Raw genomic sequence first — 16,367 nt, 5'->3', positions numbered from 1 at the left:
TTAATTTCATGAAGGTAAATATCGATACCGGCGATATGCTGTATACCGACGCCTGGCAGGGATTCTTTGGTTCTGAATGGAAAAACGAAATTAACGTTCGTGATTTTATTCAGAATAACTATACGCCTTATGAAGGTGATGAATCTTTCCTTGCCGACGCCACCCCGGCGACCACGTCGCTGTGGGAAAAAGTGATGGACGGTATCCGCACCGAGAATGCCACGCATGCTCCGGTTGATTTTGATACCAACGTTGCAACGACCATTACGGCCCACGCGCCGGGCTACATTGATAAAGCGCTGGAAACCATCGTCGGCCTGCAAACCGATCGGCCGCTGAAGCGTGCGCTGCACCCGTACGGCGGGATCAACATGATCAAAAGCTCGTTTGACGCTTATGGTCGTGAAATGGATCCGCAGTTTGAATATATGTTCACCCACCTGCGTAAAACTCATAACCAGGGCGTATTTGATGTTTACTCCCCGGAAATGCTGCGCTGCCGTAAATCTGGTGTTCTGACCGGTCTGCCGGACGGCTATGGCCGTGGACGCATCATCGGCGACTACCGTCGCGTTGCGCTGTACGGTATCCGTTATCTGGTGCGTGAGCGTGAGCTGCAGTTTGCCGATCTGCAGTCACGTCTGGAGCGTGGTGAAGATCTCGAAGCGACCATTCGTCTGCGTGAAGAGCTCTCAGAACAACGTCGTGCGCTGCTGCAAATTCAGGAAATGGCGGCGAGCTACGGCCACGACATTTCTCGCCCGGCGACCAACGCCCGTGAAGCGGTACAGTGGTTGTACTTCGCCTACCTGGCAGCGGTGAAGTCACAAAACGGCGGCGCCATGTCGCTTGGCCGTACCGCCACCTTCCTCGACGTCTACATTGAACGCGATCTGCGTAACGGTGTGCTGTCCGAGCGTGAAGCACAGGAACTGGTCGATCACTTCATCATGAAGATCCGTATGGTGCGCTTCCTGCGTACGCCGGAATTCGACACGCTGTTCTCCGGCGACCCTATCTGGGCAACCGAAGTTATCGGCGGAATGGGGCTGGATGGCCGCACGCTGGTGACGAAGAGCTCCTTCCGTTATCTGCACACCCTGCACACCATGGGCCCGGCGCCGGAGCCGAACCTGACTATCCTGTGGTCGGAAGCGTTGCCGGTGGCGTTCAAGAAATACGCCGCGCTGATGTCGATTGAAACCTCTTCGCTGCAGTACGAAAACGACGATCTGATGCGTCCGGACTTCGAGAGCGACGATTATGCTATCGCCTGCTGTGTGAGCCCGATGGTCATCGGCAAGCAGATGCAGTTCTTCGGCGCGCGCGCGAACCTTGCGAAAACCCTGCTGTACGCGATTAACGGCGGCGTGGACGAGAAGCTGAAAATTCAGGTCGGCCCGAAAACCGCGCCGCTAATGGATGATGTGCTGGACTATGACACGGTGATGAGCAGCCTCGATCACTTCATGGACTGGCTGGCAACGCAGTACGTCAGTGCGCTGAACCTTATTCACTACATGCACGACAAGTACAGCTACGAAGCTTCGCTGATGGCGCTGCACGATCGCGACGTTTATCGCACCATGGCCTGTGGTATGGCTGGCCTGTCGGTGGCGGCGGATTCCCTCTCCGCTATCAAATATGCCCGCGTGAAGCCAGTGCGTGACGAAAACGGTCTGGCGGTCGATTTCGAAATTGAAGGCGAGTATCCGCAGTACGGTAACAACGACGATCGCGTGGACAGTATTGCCTGCGACCTGGTGGAACGCTTTATGAAGAAAATCAAAGCGCTGCCAACCTACCGTAACGCGGTTCCGACACAGTCTATTCTGACCATCACCTCAAACGTGGTGTACGGACAGAAGACCGGTAACACGCCGGATGGTCGCCGTGCGGGAACTCCGTTTGCGCCGGGTGCGAACCCGATGCACGGCCGTGACCGTAAAGGTGCCGTAGCGTCGCTGACGTCGGTCGCCAAGCTGCCGTTCACCTATGCCAAAGATGGTATCTCCTACACCTTCTCGATCGTCCCGGCGGCGCTGGGTAAAGACGAAGGCGTGCGGAAAACCAACCTCGTTGGCCTGCTCGATGGTTACTTCCACCACGAAGCGGCGGTGGAGGGCGGTCAGCATCTGAACGTCAACGTGATGAACCGCGACATGCTGCTCGATGCTATCGAACATCCGGAGAACTACCCGAACCTGACTATCCGTGTGTCGGGCTATGCGGTGCGCTTTAACGCCCTGACCCGCGAACAGCAGCAGGATGTTATCTCGCGTACCTTCACCCAGGCGCTCTGATAATTCATCCAGCCGTCAGCATGACAGGCCGCCACCCGGCGGCCTGCTCAGGGATATCACTCACTTTTGACCTGGTGCTGAATATGATTAGCTCATTCGATATTTTCAAGATTGGTATTGGTCCTTCCAGTTCTCACACCGTGGGGCCAATGAACGCCGGAAAATCCTTCATTGATGAACTGACGCGTTGTGGCTTAGTGGCGACAACCGACCGCGTCAGCGTCGATCTCTATGGCTCGCTCGCTCTCACTGGCAAAGGTCATGCGACCGACACCGCCGTTATCATGGGGCTGGCAGGCAATAGCCCGCAGAATGTGGATATTGATGCTATTCCAGCCTTCATTGAGGAAGTCACCCGAAGCGGGCGACTGGCGATTGCCGGAGGGCAGGCGAGCGTTATCTTCCCGATGCCGGAAAGCGTTGCCTTCCACGATACGGCGCTCTCTCGCCATGAAAATGGTATGCGCATTACCGCCTGGCAGGGTGATAGCCCGCTGTTGACGAAAACCTATTACTCCGTCGGCGGCGGCTTCATCGTTGAAGAGGAGCAGTTTGGCCAGGATCACAGCATCGAACAGCCGGTGCCGTATCCGTATCGCTCCGCCAGTGAACTGCTACGGCTTTGTAATACGCACGGCCTATCGATCTCCGGTCTGATGATGCAGAACGAACTGGCGCTGCGCAGCAAAGAGGAGATCGATACCGGGTTTGCACAGATCTGGCAAACCATGACCACCTGTATTGAGCGTGGGATCAATACCGAAGGCGTGCTGCCGGGGCCGTTGACCGTGCCGCGTCGTGCGGTCGCTTTGCGGCGAATGCTGGTATCGAGCGATCGCGTCTCCCAGGATCCGATGATCGTTATCGACTGGATCAACATGTTCGCGCTCGCGGTCAGCGAAGAGAACGCGGCAGGTGGACGAGTGGTGACGGCGCCAACCAACGGCGCATGCGGTATTGTTCCGGCGGTGCTGGCCTACTATGACAAGTTCCGCCGCACGGTGAATGCTAACTCGGTAGCGCGCTATTTCCTCGCTGCCGGAGCCATCGGCGCGTTGTACAAGATGAACGCTTCGATTTCTGGCGCCGAAGTGGGCTGTCAGGGGGAAGTCGGTGTCGCGTGTTCGATGGCGGCCGCTGGCCTGACGGAGCTTCTGGGCGGTAGTCCGCAGCAGGTATGCGTAGCGGCAGAAATCGCCATGGAGCATAACCTGGGGCTAACCTGCGATCCGGTTGCCGGCCAGGTGCAAATCCCGTGTATCGAACGTAATGCGATTAACGCAGTGAAAGCGGTGAACGCAGCGCGCATGGCACTGCATCGCACCAGCGAAGCGCGGGTTTCTCTCGATAAAGTGATTGAAACCATGTACGAAACCGGGAAAGACATGAACGACAAATACCGCGAAACCTCACGCGGAGGGCTCGCCATCAAAGTGGTTTGTGATTAAGCCCTGAAAGCCGGCAAAGCCAGTGCAAGTTTCATTAAATACAAAATTGTATGAATAATTACTTACATACATTTATGTCAGAGTGAAAAATAATTGCCTGGCTTTTTAACCGGATAATTTCAGGATCAACTTATGAAGAAATTTACTCGTATCGCGTTACTGGCCGTTGCCGTAACAGGTTTCTCCGTGGCAGCGCAGGCGGCCGAAGTCGCTCCGGCACCGGCTCAGGATCCTATCGTTCAGCATCTCAAGCTGACGAACGATCAGGTCGCGAAAATCAAAACCCTGCATCAGCAGATGGCTGACAACGTGAAAAACATCTCCATGAAAGACGTGAAAGACGGTGCGCTGCTTAACGTCATTCAGTCTGGTAAATGGGATGAAGCGACGGTCAAAAATCAGCTGTCCGCTTTCAGCAAAGTGGATCAGCAGGTGCGCTACTATCGCGTGAAATACTACTTTGACGTTAATCAGGTGCTGACGCCTGAACAGCGTAAGCAGGTACGAGACGATCTGATTCAGCAGGCTGTTGCTGAATAACGCCTGCGTACTTCGCTAAGCCCCGGCCTTTGACCGGGGCTTTTTTTATTCTTGCTGTATATAATGTGATATGCCTCTCACAAGCAATTCTGTTAGAAAAAAATACTCTTTTCCTTGATTACGTAGAAAACTCTTGTCATCGATCGCCTAAAACCACACAAATCTTGTGACTTTTTTCTCTTTGTTCAGGAGTATGATTTTTCGCATTAAAAGAAAACTCGCCTGCAAATATAGTCCGATTATCGCAACGGAATAATTAAAATAAACCTCTACCTACACAAGCGAGAACGTTATGGAAACGGCGTCAAATAATAGCGTAATTCTGGATGATGGTTCGCCTGCCCGGCGGGCAAATATGAGTGAAAGCGAATGGCGGGAAGCGATTAAATTCGATAGCACCGATACCGGCTGGGTCATCATGAGTATTGGGATGGCTATCGGTGCCGGTATTGTATTTTTACCCGTACAGGTGGGGCTGATGGGGTTGTGGGTATTTTTACTCTCCTCGGTCATTGGTTATCCCGCTATGTATCTGTTCCAGCGGTTGTTTATTAATACTCTGGCGGAATCACCAGAGTGCAAAGATTATCCTAGCGTAATTAGCGGTTATCTGGGTAAAAACTGGGGCATACTGCTCGGCGCACTTTATTTTGTGATGCTGGTTATCTGGATGTTTGTTTATTCCACCGCTATCACGAACGACAGTGCTTCTTATTTGCACACTTTCGGTGTAACCGATGGCTTAATGTCTGAAAACCCATTCTATGGCCTGGTGCTGATTTGTATTCTGGTGGCAATTTCGTCACGCGGTGAACAGCTGCTGTTTAAGATTTCAAGCTTTATGGTATTGACCAAACTGCTGGTGGTTGCCGCACTTGGCCTGTCGATGATTGGTTTGTGGCATCTGCACAATATTGGCGCACTGCCGCCGATGGGGCTGTTGATCAAAAACGCCATCATTACGCTGCCGTTTACCCTGACGTCGATCCTCTTCATTCAGACCCTGAGCCCGATGGTTATCTCTTATCGCTCACGTGAAAAATCGATTGAAGTGGCACGGCATAAAGCGTTGCGAGCCATGAATATTGCCTTCGGCATTTTGTTCGTAACCGTCTTTTTCTACGCCGTGTCATTCACTCTCGCCATGGGGCATGACGAAGCGGTAAAAGCCTACGAGCAAAATATTTCGGCGCTGGCGATTGCCGCCCAGTTTATTAGCGGTGATGGTGCTGGCTGGGTGAAAGTCGTTAGCGTGGTGCTCAATATTTTCGCGGTGATGACGGCCTTCTTCGGGGTGTACCTGGGCTTCCGTGAAGCCACGCAGGGGATTGTGATGAACCTGCTGCGTCGTAAATATCCGGCTGAAAGCATCAATGAAAAACACGTCCAGCGCGGGATTATGATCTTTGCCATCCTGCTGGCATGGAGCGCCATCGTGCTGAATGCCCCGGTCCTGAGCTTCACTTCTATCTGTAGCCCCATCTTTGGCATGGTGGGTTGCCTTATCCCGGCGTGGCTGGTCTACAAAGTACCGGCACTGCATAAATACAAAGGCGCATCGCTGATGCTGATTATTGTAACCGGCCTGCTGTTGTGCGTTTCACCGTTCCTCGCATTCTCCTGATGCAGAATATTACGTATTAAGGTTGTGATTATGTTGAACCCTGAAAGTCATTCATTATGGAAAAAATACATCCGTGCGGTGCAGGAAGAAGTAAAACCTGCGCTGGGATGTACCGAGCCGGTTTCTCTGGCGCTGGCCAGCGCCACGGCCGCCGCGCAGCTCAACGGGCGGGTGGATCGTATTGAAGCCTGGGTGTCGCCGAATTTGATGAAAAACGGGATGGGCGTAACGGTTCCGGGGACCGGGATGGTGGGGCTGCCCATTGCTGCCGCGCTCGGTGCCCTCGGCGGTGATGCCAGCGCTGGACTGGAAGTGCTGAATAAGGCCTCCGTGGAGGCCATTTCCAGCGCTAAACAGATGCTGGCAAGCGGTGCGGTTCGGGTCATGCTCGAAGAGCCGTGTGAGGAAGTGCTCTCTTCGCGGGCAAAAGTGTACGCAGGCGATGAGTGGGCCTGCGTCACGATTGCCGGAGGGCATACCCGCATTACTCGTATCGAGAAACAGGGTGAAGTGCGGTTTACGCTCGATGAAACGACGGCGGTAGACGAACAGGAGTGCCCGCTGCAGGTGCTGGGGCAGACCTCTTTGCACGAGATCTTCGATTTTATCAACCAGGTACCGTTGGAGGATATTCGCTTCATCCTCGACGCAGCACGCCTCAATGATGCGCTGTCTCGCGAGGGGCTACGCCGTGAATGGGGGCTGCACATCGGTGCAACGCTTGAGAAACAGTGCGCTCGCGGGCTGATGACCCACGATCTGTCGAGCGAAATCGTCATTCGTACCAGCGCGGCATCAGATGCGCGTATGGGCGGAGCGACGCTGCCAGCGATGAGCAATTCGGGATCCGGTAATCAGGGGATAGCCGCAACGCTGCCGGTGGTGGTGGTGGCTGAACACTTCAACGCGGGGGAAGAGAAGCTGGCGCGTGCGCTGATGCTGTCGCACCTGAGCGCTATCTACATCCACTATCAGCTGCCGAGGCTGTCGGCGCTGTGTGCGGCAACGACCGCTTCGATGGGGGCTGCGGCAGGCATGGCATGGCTGGTGGATGGCCACTACGACACCATTGCCAAAGCGATAAGCAGCATGATTGGTGATGTCAGTGGGATGATCTGCGACGGGGCTTCCAACAGCTGTGCGATGAAAGTCTCAACCAGCGCCACATCGGCGTGGAAAGCGGTGCTGATGGCGCTGGATAACACCGCGGTAACCGGTAATGAAGGGATTGTGGCGGATGATGTCGAGCAGTCTATCGCCAACCTTTGTGCGCTGGCCTGTCGTTCGATGCAGCAGACTGACCGGCAGATCATTGAGATTATGGCGAGTAAGGGATAGTTAAGAGACCCTCTCCCTGAGGGAGAGGGTTCTTTTTACACGGGCAAATCAATCAACAATGCGCGCAGAGGCGTATCGGCTACCAGTGTGATGTTTGCTTCATCGCGAATAAACGCGCCGTCACCGCAGGTCAGCCCCTGCTTATCCTCTTGCGAGGTCAACGCATGGACCGTGCCGTGAATTGACTGCAGATACGCGCGCGGGCCATGAAGCTTAAAACTCATCTGCTCACCTTTTGCCATCTCGATGTGATGGATCCACACCTGCTGGCGTAATTGCAGACTACCGTTTTCGCCATCCGGCGAAGCCAGCAGCTGTTGCCCGGCATTGGCAATTTTCATTTTCTGCACCGGCGGGTTTTCACGCTCCGGGCAGGCATCCAGCCAGAGCTGCATGCGCGTCAGGGATTTATCTTTGCTGAGATTGTGCTCGCTGTAGCTGACGCCCGCCTGGGTGGCTATCAGCAATGCTTCACCGGCTTTCGCCTGGACATGGTTACCTTCACTGTCGCGGTACTCCGCTTCTCCCTCCAGGATCAGATTCAGAATATCGACTTTCGGATATGCGCGTGGCTGAAATGACGCGCCGGGTGCCAGCACTTCCTGGTTCAGAACGCGCAGGGAGGCATAACCCAACAGTTTCGGGTCAAAGTAGTGTCCAAAGGAAAAGGTGTAGCGGGCCTGCAGCCAGCCGAAGTCTGCTTGTCCGCATTGTTTGGCGGTTCTTGTCGTAATCATGATTCTTGACCTCTCTTTACACTAAAACAATGGTAAAGGTATGGACGCTGCATTGTTAGCCAGATATTCTGCCGGGTATGTTCAAATTTCCTGAATGAGAACTCGATGGCTAAAGAAAGAGCATTGACGCTGGAGGCGCTTCGCGTCATGGATGCAATCGACCGACGCGGCAGCTTTGCGGCGGCGGCAGATGAACTGGGACGCGTCCCTTCCGCCCTGAGTTACACCATGCAGAAGCTGGAAGAAGAGCTGGATGTGGTGCTGTTTGATCGTTCAGGACATCGAACGAAGTTCACCAACGTCGGGCGTATGTTGCTCGAACGTGGCCGGGTACTGCTGGAGGCGGCCGACAAACTGACCACCGATGCCGAAGCGCTGGCGCGTGGTTGGGAAACGCACCTGACGATAGTCACCGAGGCGCTGGTGCCCACCCCGGAGCTCTTCCCGCTGGTGGAAAAGCTTGCCGTGAAAGCGAATACCCAGCTCTCTATTATCACCGAAGTGCTGGCAGGAGCCTGGGAGCGGCTGGAGCAGGGAAGAGCGGATATTGTTATCGCCCCTGATATGCATTTCCGTTCTTCCTCGGAAATTAACTCCCGCAAGCTCTATTCAATAATGAACGTCTATGTGGCCTCACCGGATCACCCGATTCACCAGGAGCCAGAGCCGCTCTCTGAAGTGACCCGTGTGAAATATCGCGGAGTGGCGGTGGCGGATACCGCGCGCGAGCGCCCGGTACTGACGGTTCAGTTGCTGGATAAACAGCCGCGTCTGACCGTCAGTACGATTGAAGATAAGCGCCAGGCGTTGCTGGCAGGTCTGGGAGTGGCGACGATGCCCTATCCGCTGGTCGAACAGGATATTGCCGAAGGGCGTCTGCGGGTGGTCAGCCCGGAGTATACCAACGAGGTGGATATCATCATGGCGTGGCGGCGTGACAGTATGGGAGAAGCCAAATCCTGGTGCCTGCGTGAGATCCAGAAGCTGTTCGGTAAGAAGTAGAATAAAACAGGCCGGGTACATTGTGTGTGCCCGGCCTGAGAGCGTTATGGGTTCAGTTTAGGGTCCGGACCAAAACGGTTTGACCCCGGCGTGCCGCTCTGGCAGTTGAACACCAGAATAACAATCCAGCCGATAATCGGAATGAGCAACAGCAGCAGCCACCAGGCTGTACGGTCGGTATCATGCAGACGGCGGAACTGAACAGCCCAGCTTGGGATCAGTACCAGCAGACCGTAAATCGTCGTCAGGACGCCTTCACCGTTGCTGTGTTCCCAGCCCAGTATTCTGTCAATAATACTGATCACTGCCGCGAGGATGAAGCTGACCAGCACAAACATCCAGTATTCTTTACGTCGTGCGCGGCCACCAAATCCAATGTAATTCTTAAGTACTTTTAGATACCAGTCCATATTCCTTGCCTCAATTAACGGTCAATCACTTGCTTCCTAAGCAATCGAAATAAGGATAGTCGGTGGCTGAGAAATAAAAAAGGGCATCCATGGATGCCCGATAAATTTATCTGAAACGTTCGTCGCGGCCGTGGGGCTCGTCAAGATCCTGCCACGGACCGATTGAGATAATACCCGTAGGATTAATGGTTTTATGGCTGCGGTAATAATGCGTGCGGATATGGTCAAAATTCACCGTTTCCGCAATGCCCGGCATCTGGTAAATATCGCGCAGGAAACCGTACAGATTCAGGTAATCGCTGATACGGTGTTTATCGCATTTGAAATGCGTAACGTAGACCGGATCAAAACGAATGAGCGTCGTCCACAGACGAATGTCGGCTTCCGTCAGACGATCGCCGGTCAGGTAGCGGTGCTGGCCGAGGATTTGCTCCAGGCGAGCCAGCGATTCAAACACTTTCGCAACCGCTTCGTCATAAGCTTCCTGGCTGGTGGCAAAACCGGCCTTGTAGACGCCGTTATTGACGTTGTCGTAGATCCAGCTGTTTAACTCATCAATCTGGCTGCGGAGCTCCACCGGGTAGTAATCGCCCGCACGCGCGCCCAGGCCGTCAAAGGCGGTATTGAGCATACGGATGATTTCAGCGGATTCGTTGCTGACGATGGTGTGATTCTTTTTGTCCCAAAGTACGGGTACCGTGACCCGCCCGGTGTAGTGCGGATCGGCATGCAGATACAGCTGGTACAGAAATTCATGCTGATACAGCGAATCACCGGTGGCTGCCGGGAAATCGTCGTCGAAGGTCCAGCCATTTTCCAGCATCAGTGGATTCACCACGGAAACCGAAATGAAGGGTTCCAGCCCTTTCAGCTTGCGCATAATAAGCGTGCGGTGCGCCCAGGGGCAGGCCAGCGATACATAGAGATGATAACGGTCCTTCTCGGCGGCAAAGCCGCTTTCACCGCTCGGGCCGGGTGCACCATCGGCGGTCAGCCAGTTGCGAAAAGCAGAGACCGAACGTTTAAACCGTCCGCCGGTGGATTTGGTGTCATACCAGGTGTCATGCCAGACGCCGTCAATCAGTTGTCCCATTTTCTCCCTCCTTCAGATGGCAAAAACGAGGGGAGAGCCCCTCGTTTTTCATATTCAGTTCAGTATAGCGGTGTTACCACTTCTTGTTCAGCACGCGGTCGATGCTGAAAGCGCCCGGACCGGTGACAGCCAGCAGCAGGAAGCCGCCTGCGATGGTCAGGTTTTTCATGAACATCAGAGAGTTAACGCCTTCCGCAAAGTTACTGTGGAAGATGAACGCGGTCAGCAGCGTAAAGACTGCGGTGATGATCGCCGTAGTACGGGTCAGCAGACCGAACAGGATTGCCAGACCGCCGCCAAATTCGAGCAGGATGGTCAGTGGCAGCAGCGCGCCCGGGACACCCATCGCTTCCATGTACTGTTGGGTACCCGCATATCCGGTGATTTTTCCCCAGCCTGCGGTAATGAACAGGATTGGCATCAGAATGCGTGCTACCAGTACACCAACATCTTCTAATTTTTTCATTTTACTCTCCAGATAACCCAAACGGCGGCTGTATTGATTTAGTGTGCAATTTCGCGGAGATACCGCGTGATTGCTGTCGATGGAGAGGAGTGTAAGCGTGACGGAGATCAATTGTTAGCAAGGAAAACTGTCGATCTTTTTCAAAGATATTGAGTAATTAGCGTGAAAGACGGAAGGCAAAAGACAGGCTTGATAAGCGGGGAAAAGTAGGCCGGGTAAGGCGAAGCCGCCACCCGGCACTAACGGGTGAGGATCAGGAACGAAGCTGCTGCTGGCGTAGCGTGCTTTTGACCATGCGCCAGGCGCTCCAGAGGCCGAAGCCACGCCTCGCCCAGCGGATCAGAAAGCGCGGGTGACGTACCGACCAGACTGCCGCAATACTGCTGCCAACCAGCGCCCAGGAGCGCAGATTGAGCAGCATATTCCAGCCACGATCGTAGCTTTGCGTCGCGCTTACCCAGTCACGCTGGCAGGTGGATAAGTCGAGGCGCTGCTGCTGGATGGTGCTCAGCAGATGCGCCTTGCGGCGCGCGAGCTCCTGCTTGCTGCTCATGGCTTTTCATCCTCAAGCAGCTCGCGGTCGTTAGCCAGTTCCTTACGGGTATGGCGCAGCAGGGTTGAGCGGCGCGCTTTTCGCATCGTCCATATGCCGCCGATGAGCGCTGCCGAGAGCAGCACCACCGTGGTGGCAATCATCGCGTTAAGACGATACTCCGGGTCGACGGCCCAGATGATAAGAACCATCAGGCTCATCAATCCGAAGGCGGCAAACAGCATGGTCAGGCCGAGCATCAGCAGCAACTGGAAGAGATTCGCTTTCTCCTCTTCCAGCTCAACAACAACCAGCCGCAGACGCGTTTCGACCATCTCCACCAGTAAGGTGATGATGCGCTGTCCAATGCCCAGTACGCTTTTGCCCGGGCCCTGCGCGTGGTGTGAGTCAGACATCATTAACGACGCGTGAGCAGAACGCCCAGTATCACACCGACCGCAGCACCGATGCCGACGCCGGTCCACGGATTCTCGCGCACATAGTTATCTGCACGCGCGGCGGCTTCACGGGTTTGCTTCGCGATGGCATCACCGGTTTCACCCAGATGATGACGACTGTCTTTGAGCGCTCGCTCTGCTTTGCTGCGCAATTTGCCCAGCTCTTCTTTTGACTTATCACTGGAGGTATTCAGCACTTCTTCCAGCGTATCTGCCAGTGATTTCAGTTCAGCGCGTAGATTTTCTGACGTAGTATCTTTTGACATGATGTTCTCCTGTTAGTAATCGCGAGATTCCAGCGCTTTTAGCTCATCCTGCGCTTCTTCAAGTTTTCGTTCACGTTTCTTGATCTTGTCAGGATCGCCTTTCTGTTGGGCTTCACGCAGATCATCCTTGCGTTCAGCGACATCTGCTTTCTGTTTGTCAATTTTCTTCTGATGATCGGCAAGGACCTGGCTGTCGCTGCAGTGCGCATTGACTTCGCTCAGGGCTTTCTTCAGGCCGTCTACACGATGCTGATTGTGGTGTTTCTCGGCATAGCTTATCTCGCGCTGAATATCCTGCGCTTTATCCTTACAAGGAGAAGCAGCATAGACCGCGCTGCTGAGAGAAGCAAAAACCAGGGCAATGACGATGCGGTATTTCATGTATGAACCTTCCATTGTGCCTGGAGCTCATCAAAATGATGTGCTCCGTTCCAGTTAATCAGGGGTGTGTAGACGGTGATGCCTATTCAATCATAGTTAGTCTGACGCGAATAACCAACCAGATTGCAGTACCCTGGCGCAGATTCAGAACATTGAAGGTTAGCCGAAGCGGTGTGTACCGTCGCGCAGACGGGCAATCCAGAGGGCGGTAGTGCTTTCCTCGTCGAGCAGCGCAACGACGTAACCATGGGGCAGGGAGCGGTCCAGCACCTCTTTGGCTGCAGCACTTTGCGCCTGCGAGTCAAACTTGATAAGCAGGGTGTCGTCTTTCGGCGTAATGCTCTTAAAACGAATACCGTTAGCATCAAGATGGTGCCAGATAGAGAAGCCATCGGGTGTGCTGGCTCCCTGGCTTATTGGACGAATCGCCAGTGTAGATTCGTGCCGCTGCAATGCCGCCCAGAGATACAGGGCGAGCAGCAGAAAGACCATTGCGCCGACTCCCATTGAGACCCGGCGCAGGTTAAGGTTTTTTGTCACCATGGTTAGCTACGGCTTCCGTGTTTCTTCTTCCACAGTACGACCAGAGAGCCGATGAGACCGAACACCAGTAAAGCTACCGGCAGTATCATCAGGCATGACATCAGCTCAGCTTCATATTTCTGGAAGACCGGCGTTCTGCCCAGCATAAAGCCAAGGGTTGTCAGGATAAGCACCCACAGCAGGCCGCTCAGCCAGTTAAAGACCTGAAAACGTCCGTTGCTCAGACCCGAGAGCCCGGCGATGGTTGGCAGCAGCGTACGCACAAAGGCAATAAAACGACCGATGAGCAGCGCAGAGAGCCCGTGCTTGTGGAACAGGTGATGCGCCCGCTGGTGATAGTGGGCCGGCAGATGCGACAGCCAGTTTTGTACCACCCGGGTATTGCCAAGCCAGCGTCCCTGAATGTAACTCACCCAGCAGCCAAGGCTTGCCGCAATCGTGAGAAGGGCCAGCGTTTCGCCAAAGCCCAGCGCACCTTTTGCGATCAGTACCCCAACCAGCACCAGCAGGCTATCGCCTGGCAGGAATGCGGCGGGCAGTAACCCGTTCTCAAGGAACAGGATCATAAACAAAACAAAATAGAGCATGCCAATCATGGAGGGGTTGGCCAGAGTCTCGAAATCCTGGCTCCACAAGGCATGAAGTAATTGATTCAATAATTCCATTCTCAATCCCCGGTACTTCGGTTAACGTCACGTCTGAACGCGGTGTAACAACGCGGCGAGATTGTCATTTTCTTTTTATACCCATCCTGCAACTCAAATCACCTGGGTAAACTCGCGAATAGCGCGTTCCTGACTGTTCCATGTCGATTATCTGAGGTCAGTAAAGTCTGACGCACGGAACGACGAAGTGCATTTAATTGTAACAACTCTGCCGCTATTTGGTCAGAGAAATTGCACGTTGTTGAGGTTAGATTTTGCGGGTTGCGGGGAAAGGGTGCGAGGCTTTTTACAAACGCTGACACAATATGTATTTTGCTTACCGGGACAGAGCGGTCTGACCTGCCCCGGCAATGAGAAGAGGCTTATTTTGTGCCGTTAGCGGCGGTATCGAGATGCACTACCGGGTTTTCCGCAAACAAATAGCGGTCGGCGTTGAATTCGAAGTCGTCGCTGGTTTCGTTAAACAGCATCAGCTTGGTATTCTCCAGATGCTGCCACATTGCCAGTTTCGCGGCATGCGGATCTTTGCGAATCAGTGCCTTAAGGATCTGGTCGTGATCGTCGCACCAGTTATCCACGGTACGCGCATCGATGTGATCGTGCAGTTTCTTCCAGTACGGGTTATGAACGCGTTGAGTCCACATTTTTTCTACGATGGCGGCAAGCGCGGTGTTCTGCGTTGCCAGTGCCACCTGAACGTGGAACTGCAGATCCCACTCGGAGTCGCGGAAGCACTTCTCTTTGCGCGCTTTCTCCTGGATCTCCATCAGCTTCATGATGTCCTGCTTGGTGACCTGGGTGGCGGCAAATTCGGCGATGTTACTCTCAATCAGCTGACGCGCCTGCAGCAGTTCGAAGGGGCCATAGTTGGCAAATTCCAGCGACTCATCCGGTACCTGGTAATGCTTCGGCTGGCTAGCAATAACGTGGATCCCGGAGCCTTTGCGCACCTCAACGTAACCCTCAACCTCCAGCATAATAATGGCTTCACGCACCACGGTCCGGCTGACGTTTTTCTCATCGGCGATAACGCGCTCGGCGGGAAGTTTGTCACCAACAAGATATACCCCTTGCTCAATACGGCTTTTAAGCTCGGCGGCAAGCTGTTGATACAAACGACGTGATTCGGTGAGTTCCATATGCGCTCCAGGCAAGGTACAGCATTATAGATTTGTTATACCACTTTTACCGTCCTGGCTCCATCTTTCTGGCAACGAAAAAGCCGCCAGAACGGCGGCTTAGCTCAGGAATGTGCGGGAGCGCTAATTCTGCGCGGCGGTATCGCCAACCCCACCGCCGGAGGTTTCCGAGGCCGGTTTATTTTGCAGCACCGTCCAGATAACAATTGCACCCAGGATATCGAACACCGCCAGCACGGCGAACAGCGGGCTGAAGCCGATGGTATCAGCCAGAGCACCGACGACCAGGGCAAACAGGGTGCTGGCAGTCCACGCCGCCATCCCGGTCAGACCGTTAGCGGTCGCCACTTCGTTACGCCCGAAAACATCGGAAGAGAGCGTAATCAGCGCACCTGACAGGGCCTGGTGAGCAAAACCACCGACGCACAGCAGCGCAATCGCGATATATGGGCTGGTGAAAAGACCAATCATACCCGGGCCAATCATCAGTACCGCGCCCATGGTGACCACCAGTTTACGAGAAACAATCAGGTTCACGCCAAACCAGCGCTGGAACAGCGGCGGCAGGTAACCACCGACGATACATCCCAGGTCAGCAAACAGCATAGGCATCCAGGCGAACATGGCGATTTCTTTCAGGTTAAAGCCATACACTTTGAACATGAACAGCGGGATCCAGGCGTTGAACGTCCCCCACGCCGGTTCAGCCAGGAAACGCGGCAGCGCGATGCCCCAGAACTGGCGGGTGCGCAGGATCTGCCACGGAGACATTTTCTTGCTATTGTCGGTCTGGTGCTGAGCTTCCTGACCACCGATGATGTATTCACGTTCTTCTTCGGATAATTTTTTCTGATCGCGCGGGTGTTTGTAGAAAATGAGCCAGGCCATCGCCCAGGCAAAGCTCAGCACGCCGGAGATGATGAACGCCATCTGCCAGCTGTGCATCACGATAGCCCACACTACCAGCGGCGGAGCAATCATCGCACCGATAGAAGAACCCACGTTGAAGTAGCCTACAGCGATAGAACGCTCTTTCGCCGGGAACCACTCAGAACTCGCTTTCAGGCCGGCCGGTATCATCGCGGCTTCAGCGGCACCTACTGCACCGCGCGCCAGCGCCAGTCCACCCCAGCTTCCGGCAAGCGCAGTCGCGCCACAGAAGACGGCCCAGGTTACAGCGAAGAAGGCATAACCAATTTTGGTACCAAGAACATCAAGAACGTAGCCCGCAACAGGCTGCATGATGGTGTAAGCAGCAGAATAGGCTGCAATGATATAGGAGTACTGCTGGGTAGAGATGTGCAACTCTTCCATCAGTGTTGGCGCTGCGGCCGCCACGGTGTTACGAGTCAGGTAACCCAGCACGGTGCCTAGCGTCACCAGTGCGATCATGTACCAACGTAACCCTTTAATCTTACGCAT

At 54.4% G+C, this 16,367-nt stretch carries 18 protein-coding genes; 6 read left to right on the top strand and 12 right to left on the bottom strand.

Annotated features, from left to right (window positions below; translation table 11 throughout):
- The first annotated feature begins 8 nt into the window (after positions 1-8).
- From pflB to GYRE_RS13500, 5 genes are all read left to right on the top strand, one after another.
- The gene (gene pflB / locus GYRE_RS13520) at positions 9-2,303 is read left to right on the top strand and encodes a formate C-acetyltransferase (RefSeq protein WP_038255945.1); all 2,295 of its coding nucleotides are present in this window, start codon (positions 9-11) and stop codon (positions 2,301-2,303) included.
- An 83-nt stretch (positions 2,304-2,386) separates the two neighbouring features.
- A complete protein-coding gene (gene tdcG / locus GYRE_RS13515) occupies positions 2,387-3,751 on the top strand; it encodes an L-serine ammonia-lyase (RefSeq protein WP_038256100.1) in 1,365 nt (454 codons plus the stop codon).
- Between the two features lie 132 nt (positions 3,752-3,883).
- Positions 3,884-4,291, top strand: coding sequence for a Spy/CpxP family protein refolding chaperone (locus tag GYRE_RS13510; RefSeq protein WP_006818179.1), 408 nt, complete (start codon positions 3,884-3,886; stop codon positions 4,289-4,291).
- A gap of 292 nt (positions 4,292-4,583) precedes the next feature.
- On the top strand, positions 4,584-5,915 hold the full coding sequence (locus tag GYRE_RS13505; RefSeq protein ID WP_006818180.1) for an SLC5/6 family protein: 1,332 nt from the start codon (positions 4,584-4,586) through the stop codon (positions 5,913-5,915).
- Positions 5,916-5,945: 30 nt separating this feature from the next.
- A complete protein-coding gene (locus GYRE_RS13500; RefSeq protein ID WP_038255943.1) occupies positions 5,946-7,253 on the top strand; it encodes an L-cysteine desulfidase family protein in 1,308 nt (435 codons plus the stop codon).
- Positions 7,254-7,288: 35 nt separating this feature from the next.
- Here the strand turns inward: GYRE_RS13500 and GYRE_RS13495 are convergent, their stop codons facing one another.
- On the bottom strand, positions 7,289-7,990 hold the full coding sequence (locus GYRE_RS13495; RefSeq protein ID WP_038255941.1) for a pirin family protein: 702 nt from the start codon (positions 7,988-7,990) through the stop codon (positions 7,289-7,291).
- Positions 7,991-8,095: 105 nt separating this feature from the next.
- On the opposite strand from GYRE_RS13495, the gene GYRE_RS13490 reads away from it, so the two are divergent.
- A complete protein-coding gene (locus tag GYRE_RS13490) occupies positions 8,096-8,992 on the top strand; it encodes a LysR family transcriptional regulator (RefSeq protein WP_006818183.1) in 897 nt (298 codons plus the stop codon).
- Between the two features lie 44 nt (positions 8,993-9,036).
- Here the strand turns inward: GYRE_RS13490 and GYRE_RS13485 are convergent, their stop codons facing one another.
- The 11 genes from GYRE_RS13485 to GYRE_RS13435 all read right to left on the bottom strand — a co-directional run bounded on the left by GYRE_RS13485 (position 9,037) and on the right by GYRE_RS13435 (position 16,367).
- On the bottom strand, positions 9,037-9,402 hold the full coding sequence (locus tag GYRE_RS13485) for a DUF805 domain-containing protein (RefSeq protein WP_006818184.1): 366 nt from the start codon (positions 9,400-9,402) through the stop codon (positions 9,037-9,039).
- A 106-nt stretch (positions 9,403-9,508) separates the two neighbouring features.
- Entirely contained in the window at positions 9,509-10,495 is a 987-nt protein-coding gene (locus GYRE_RS13480) for a glutathione S-transferase family protein (RefSeq protein WP_006818185.1), read from the bottom strand.
- Positions 10,496-10,568: 73 nt separating this feature from the next.
- Positions 10,569-10,961, bottom strand: coding sequence for a DoxX family protein (locus GYRE_RS13475; RefSeq protein ID WP_006818186.1), 393 nt, complete (start codon positions 10,959-10,961; stop codon positions 10,569-10,571).
- Positions 10,962-11,214: 253 nt separating this feature from the next.
- Entirely contained in the window at positions 11,215-11,514 is a 300-nt protein-coding gene (locus GYRE_RS13470) for a YqjK-like family protein (RefSeq protein WP_006818187.1), read from the bottom strand.
- Positions 11,511-11,909: a phage holin family protein gene (locus tag GYRE_RS13465; RefSeq protein WP_038256098.1), complete on the bottom strand. Its 399-nt coding sequence runs from the start codon at positions 11,907-11,909 to the stop codon at positions 11,511-11,513. The genes GYRE_RS13470 and GYRE_RS13465 overlap by 4 nt, the downstream gene beginning before the upstream one ends.
- 2 nt (positions 11,910-11,911) lie before the next feature.
- The gene (locus tag GYRE_RS13460) at positions 11,912-12,217 is read right to left on the bottom strand and encodes an ElaB/YgaM/YqjD family protein (protein ID WP_006818189.1); all 306 of its coding nucleotides are present in this window, start codon (positions 12,215-12,217) and stop codon (positions 11,912-11,914) included.
- A gap of 12 nt (positions 12,218-12,229) precedes the next feature.
- Positions 12,230-12,598, bottom strand: coding sequence for a DUF1090 domain-containing protein (locus GYRE_RS13455; protein WP_038256096.1), 369 nt, complete (start codon positions 12,596-12,598; stop codon positions 12,230-12,232).
- 159 nt (positions 12,599-12,757) lie between these two features.
- Positions 12,758-13,141, bottom strand: a complete 384-nt coding sequence (mzrA, locus tag GYRE_RS13450) for an EnvZ/OmpR regulon moderator MzrA (RefSeq protein ID WP_006818191.1) — start codon at positions 13,139-13,141, stop codon at positions 12,758-12,760.
- Positions 13,142-13,143: 2 nt separating this feature from the next.
- On the bottom strand, positions 13,144-13,806 hold the full coding sequence (gene yqjA / locus GYRE_RS13445) for a DedA family general envelope maintenance protein YqjA (RefSeq protein WP_006818192.1): 663 nt from the start codon (positions 13,804-13,806) through the stop codon (positions 13,144-13,146).
- Between the two features lie 362 nt (positions 13,807-14,168).
- The gene (gene exuR, locus GYRE_RS13440) at positions 14,169-14,945 is read right to left on the bottom strand and encodes a transcriptional regulator ExuR (RefSeq protein ID WP_006818193.1); all 777 of its coding nucleotides are present in this window, start codon (positions 14,943-14,945) and stop codon (positions 14,169-14,171) included.
- A 123-nt stretch (positions 14,946-15,068) separates the two neighbouring features.
- On the bottom strand, positions 15,069-16,367 hold the full coding sequence (locus GYRE_RS13435; protein WP_038255938.1) for an MFS transporter: 1,299 nt from the start codon (positions 16,365-16,367) through the stop codon (positions 15,069-15,071).

The organism is Yokenella regensburgei ATCC 49455, from assembly GCF_000735455.1.
GTDB classification, from domain to species: Bacteria; Pseudomonadota; Gammaproteobacteria; order Enterobacterales; family Enterobacteriaceae; genus Yokenella; species Yokenella regensburgei.
Note: the sequence above shows the minus strand (reverse complement) of the source record. Positions and strands in the feature narration are given on the sequence as shown.

Excerpts from the sequence above, each read along its gene's own strand:
- pflB (WP_038255945.1), top strand. The coding sequence starts at position 9 with ATGAAGGTAAATATCGATACCGGCGATATGCTGTATACCGACGCCTGG.
- tdcG (WP_038256100.1), top strand. The coding sequence starts at position 2,387 with ATGATTAGCTCATTCGATATTTTCAAGATTGGTATTGGTCCTTCCAGT.
- GYRE_RS13510 (WP_006818179.1), top strand. The coding sequence starts at position 3,884 with ATGAAGAAATTTACTCGTATCGCGTTACTGGCCGTTGCCGTAACAGGT.
- GYRE_RS13505 (WP_006818180.1), top strand. The coding sequence starts at position 4,584 with ATGGAAACGGCGTCAAATAATAGCGTAATTCTGGATGATGGTTCGCCT.
- GYRE_RS13500 (WP_038255943.1), top strand. The coding sequence starts at position 5,946 with ATGTTGAACCCTGAAAGTCATTCATTATGGAAAAAATACATCCGTGCG.
- GYRE_RS13495 (WP_038255941.1), bottom strand. The coding sequence starts at position 7,990 with ATGATTACGACAAGAACCGCCAAACAATGCGGACAAGCAGACTTCGGC.
- GYRE_RS13490 (WP_006818183.1), top strand. The coding sequence starts at position 8,096 with ATGGCTAAAGAAAGAGCATTGACGCTGGAGGCGCTTCGCGTCATGGAT.
- GYRE_RS13485 (WP_006818184.1), bottom strand. The coding sequence starts at position 9,402 with ATGGACTGGTATCTAAAAGTACTTAAGAATTACATTGGATTTGGTGGC.
- GYRE_RS13480 (WP_006818185.1), bottom strand. The coding sequence starts at position 10,495 with ATGGGACAACTGATTGACGGCGTCTGGCATGACACCTGGTATGACACC.
- GYRE_RS13475 (WP_006818186.1), bottom strand. The coding sequence starts at position 10,961 with ATGAAAAAATTAGAAGATGTTGGTGTACTGGTAGCACGCATTCTGATG.
- GYRE_RS13470 (WP_006818187.1), bottom strand. The coding sequence starts at position 11,514 with ATGAGCAGCAAGCAGGAGCTCGCGCGCCGCAAGGCGCATCTGCTGAGC.
- GYRE_RS13465 (WP_038256098.1), bottom strand. The coding sequence starts at position 11,909 with ATGTCTGACTCACACCACGCGCAGGGCCCGGGCAAAAGCGTACTGGGC.
- GYRE_RS13460 (WP_006818189.1), bottom strand. The coding sequence starts at position 12,217 with ATGTCAAAAGATACTACGTCAGAAAATCTACGCGCTGAACTGAAATCA.
- GYRE_RS13455 (WP_038256096.1), bottom strand. The coding sequence starts at position 12,598 with ATGAAATACCGCATCGTCATTGCCCTGGTTTTTGCTTCTCTCAGCAGC.
- mzrA (WP_006818191.1), bottom strand. The coding sequence starts at position 13,141 with ATGGTGACAAAAAACCTTAACCTGCGCCGGGTCTCAATGGGAGTCGGC.
- yqjA (WP_006818192.1), bottom strand. The coding sequence starts at position 13,806 with ATGGAATTATTGAATCAATTACTTCATGCCTTGTGGAGCCAGGATTTC.
- exuR (WP_006818193.1), bottom strand. The coding sequence starts at position 14,945 with ATGGAACTCACCGAATCACGTCGTTTGTATCAACAGCTTGCCGCCGAG.
- GYRE_RS13435 (WP_038255938.1), bottom strand. The coding sequence starts at position 16,367 with ATGCGTAAGATTAAAGGGTTACGTTGGTACATGATCGCACTGGTGACG.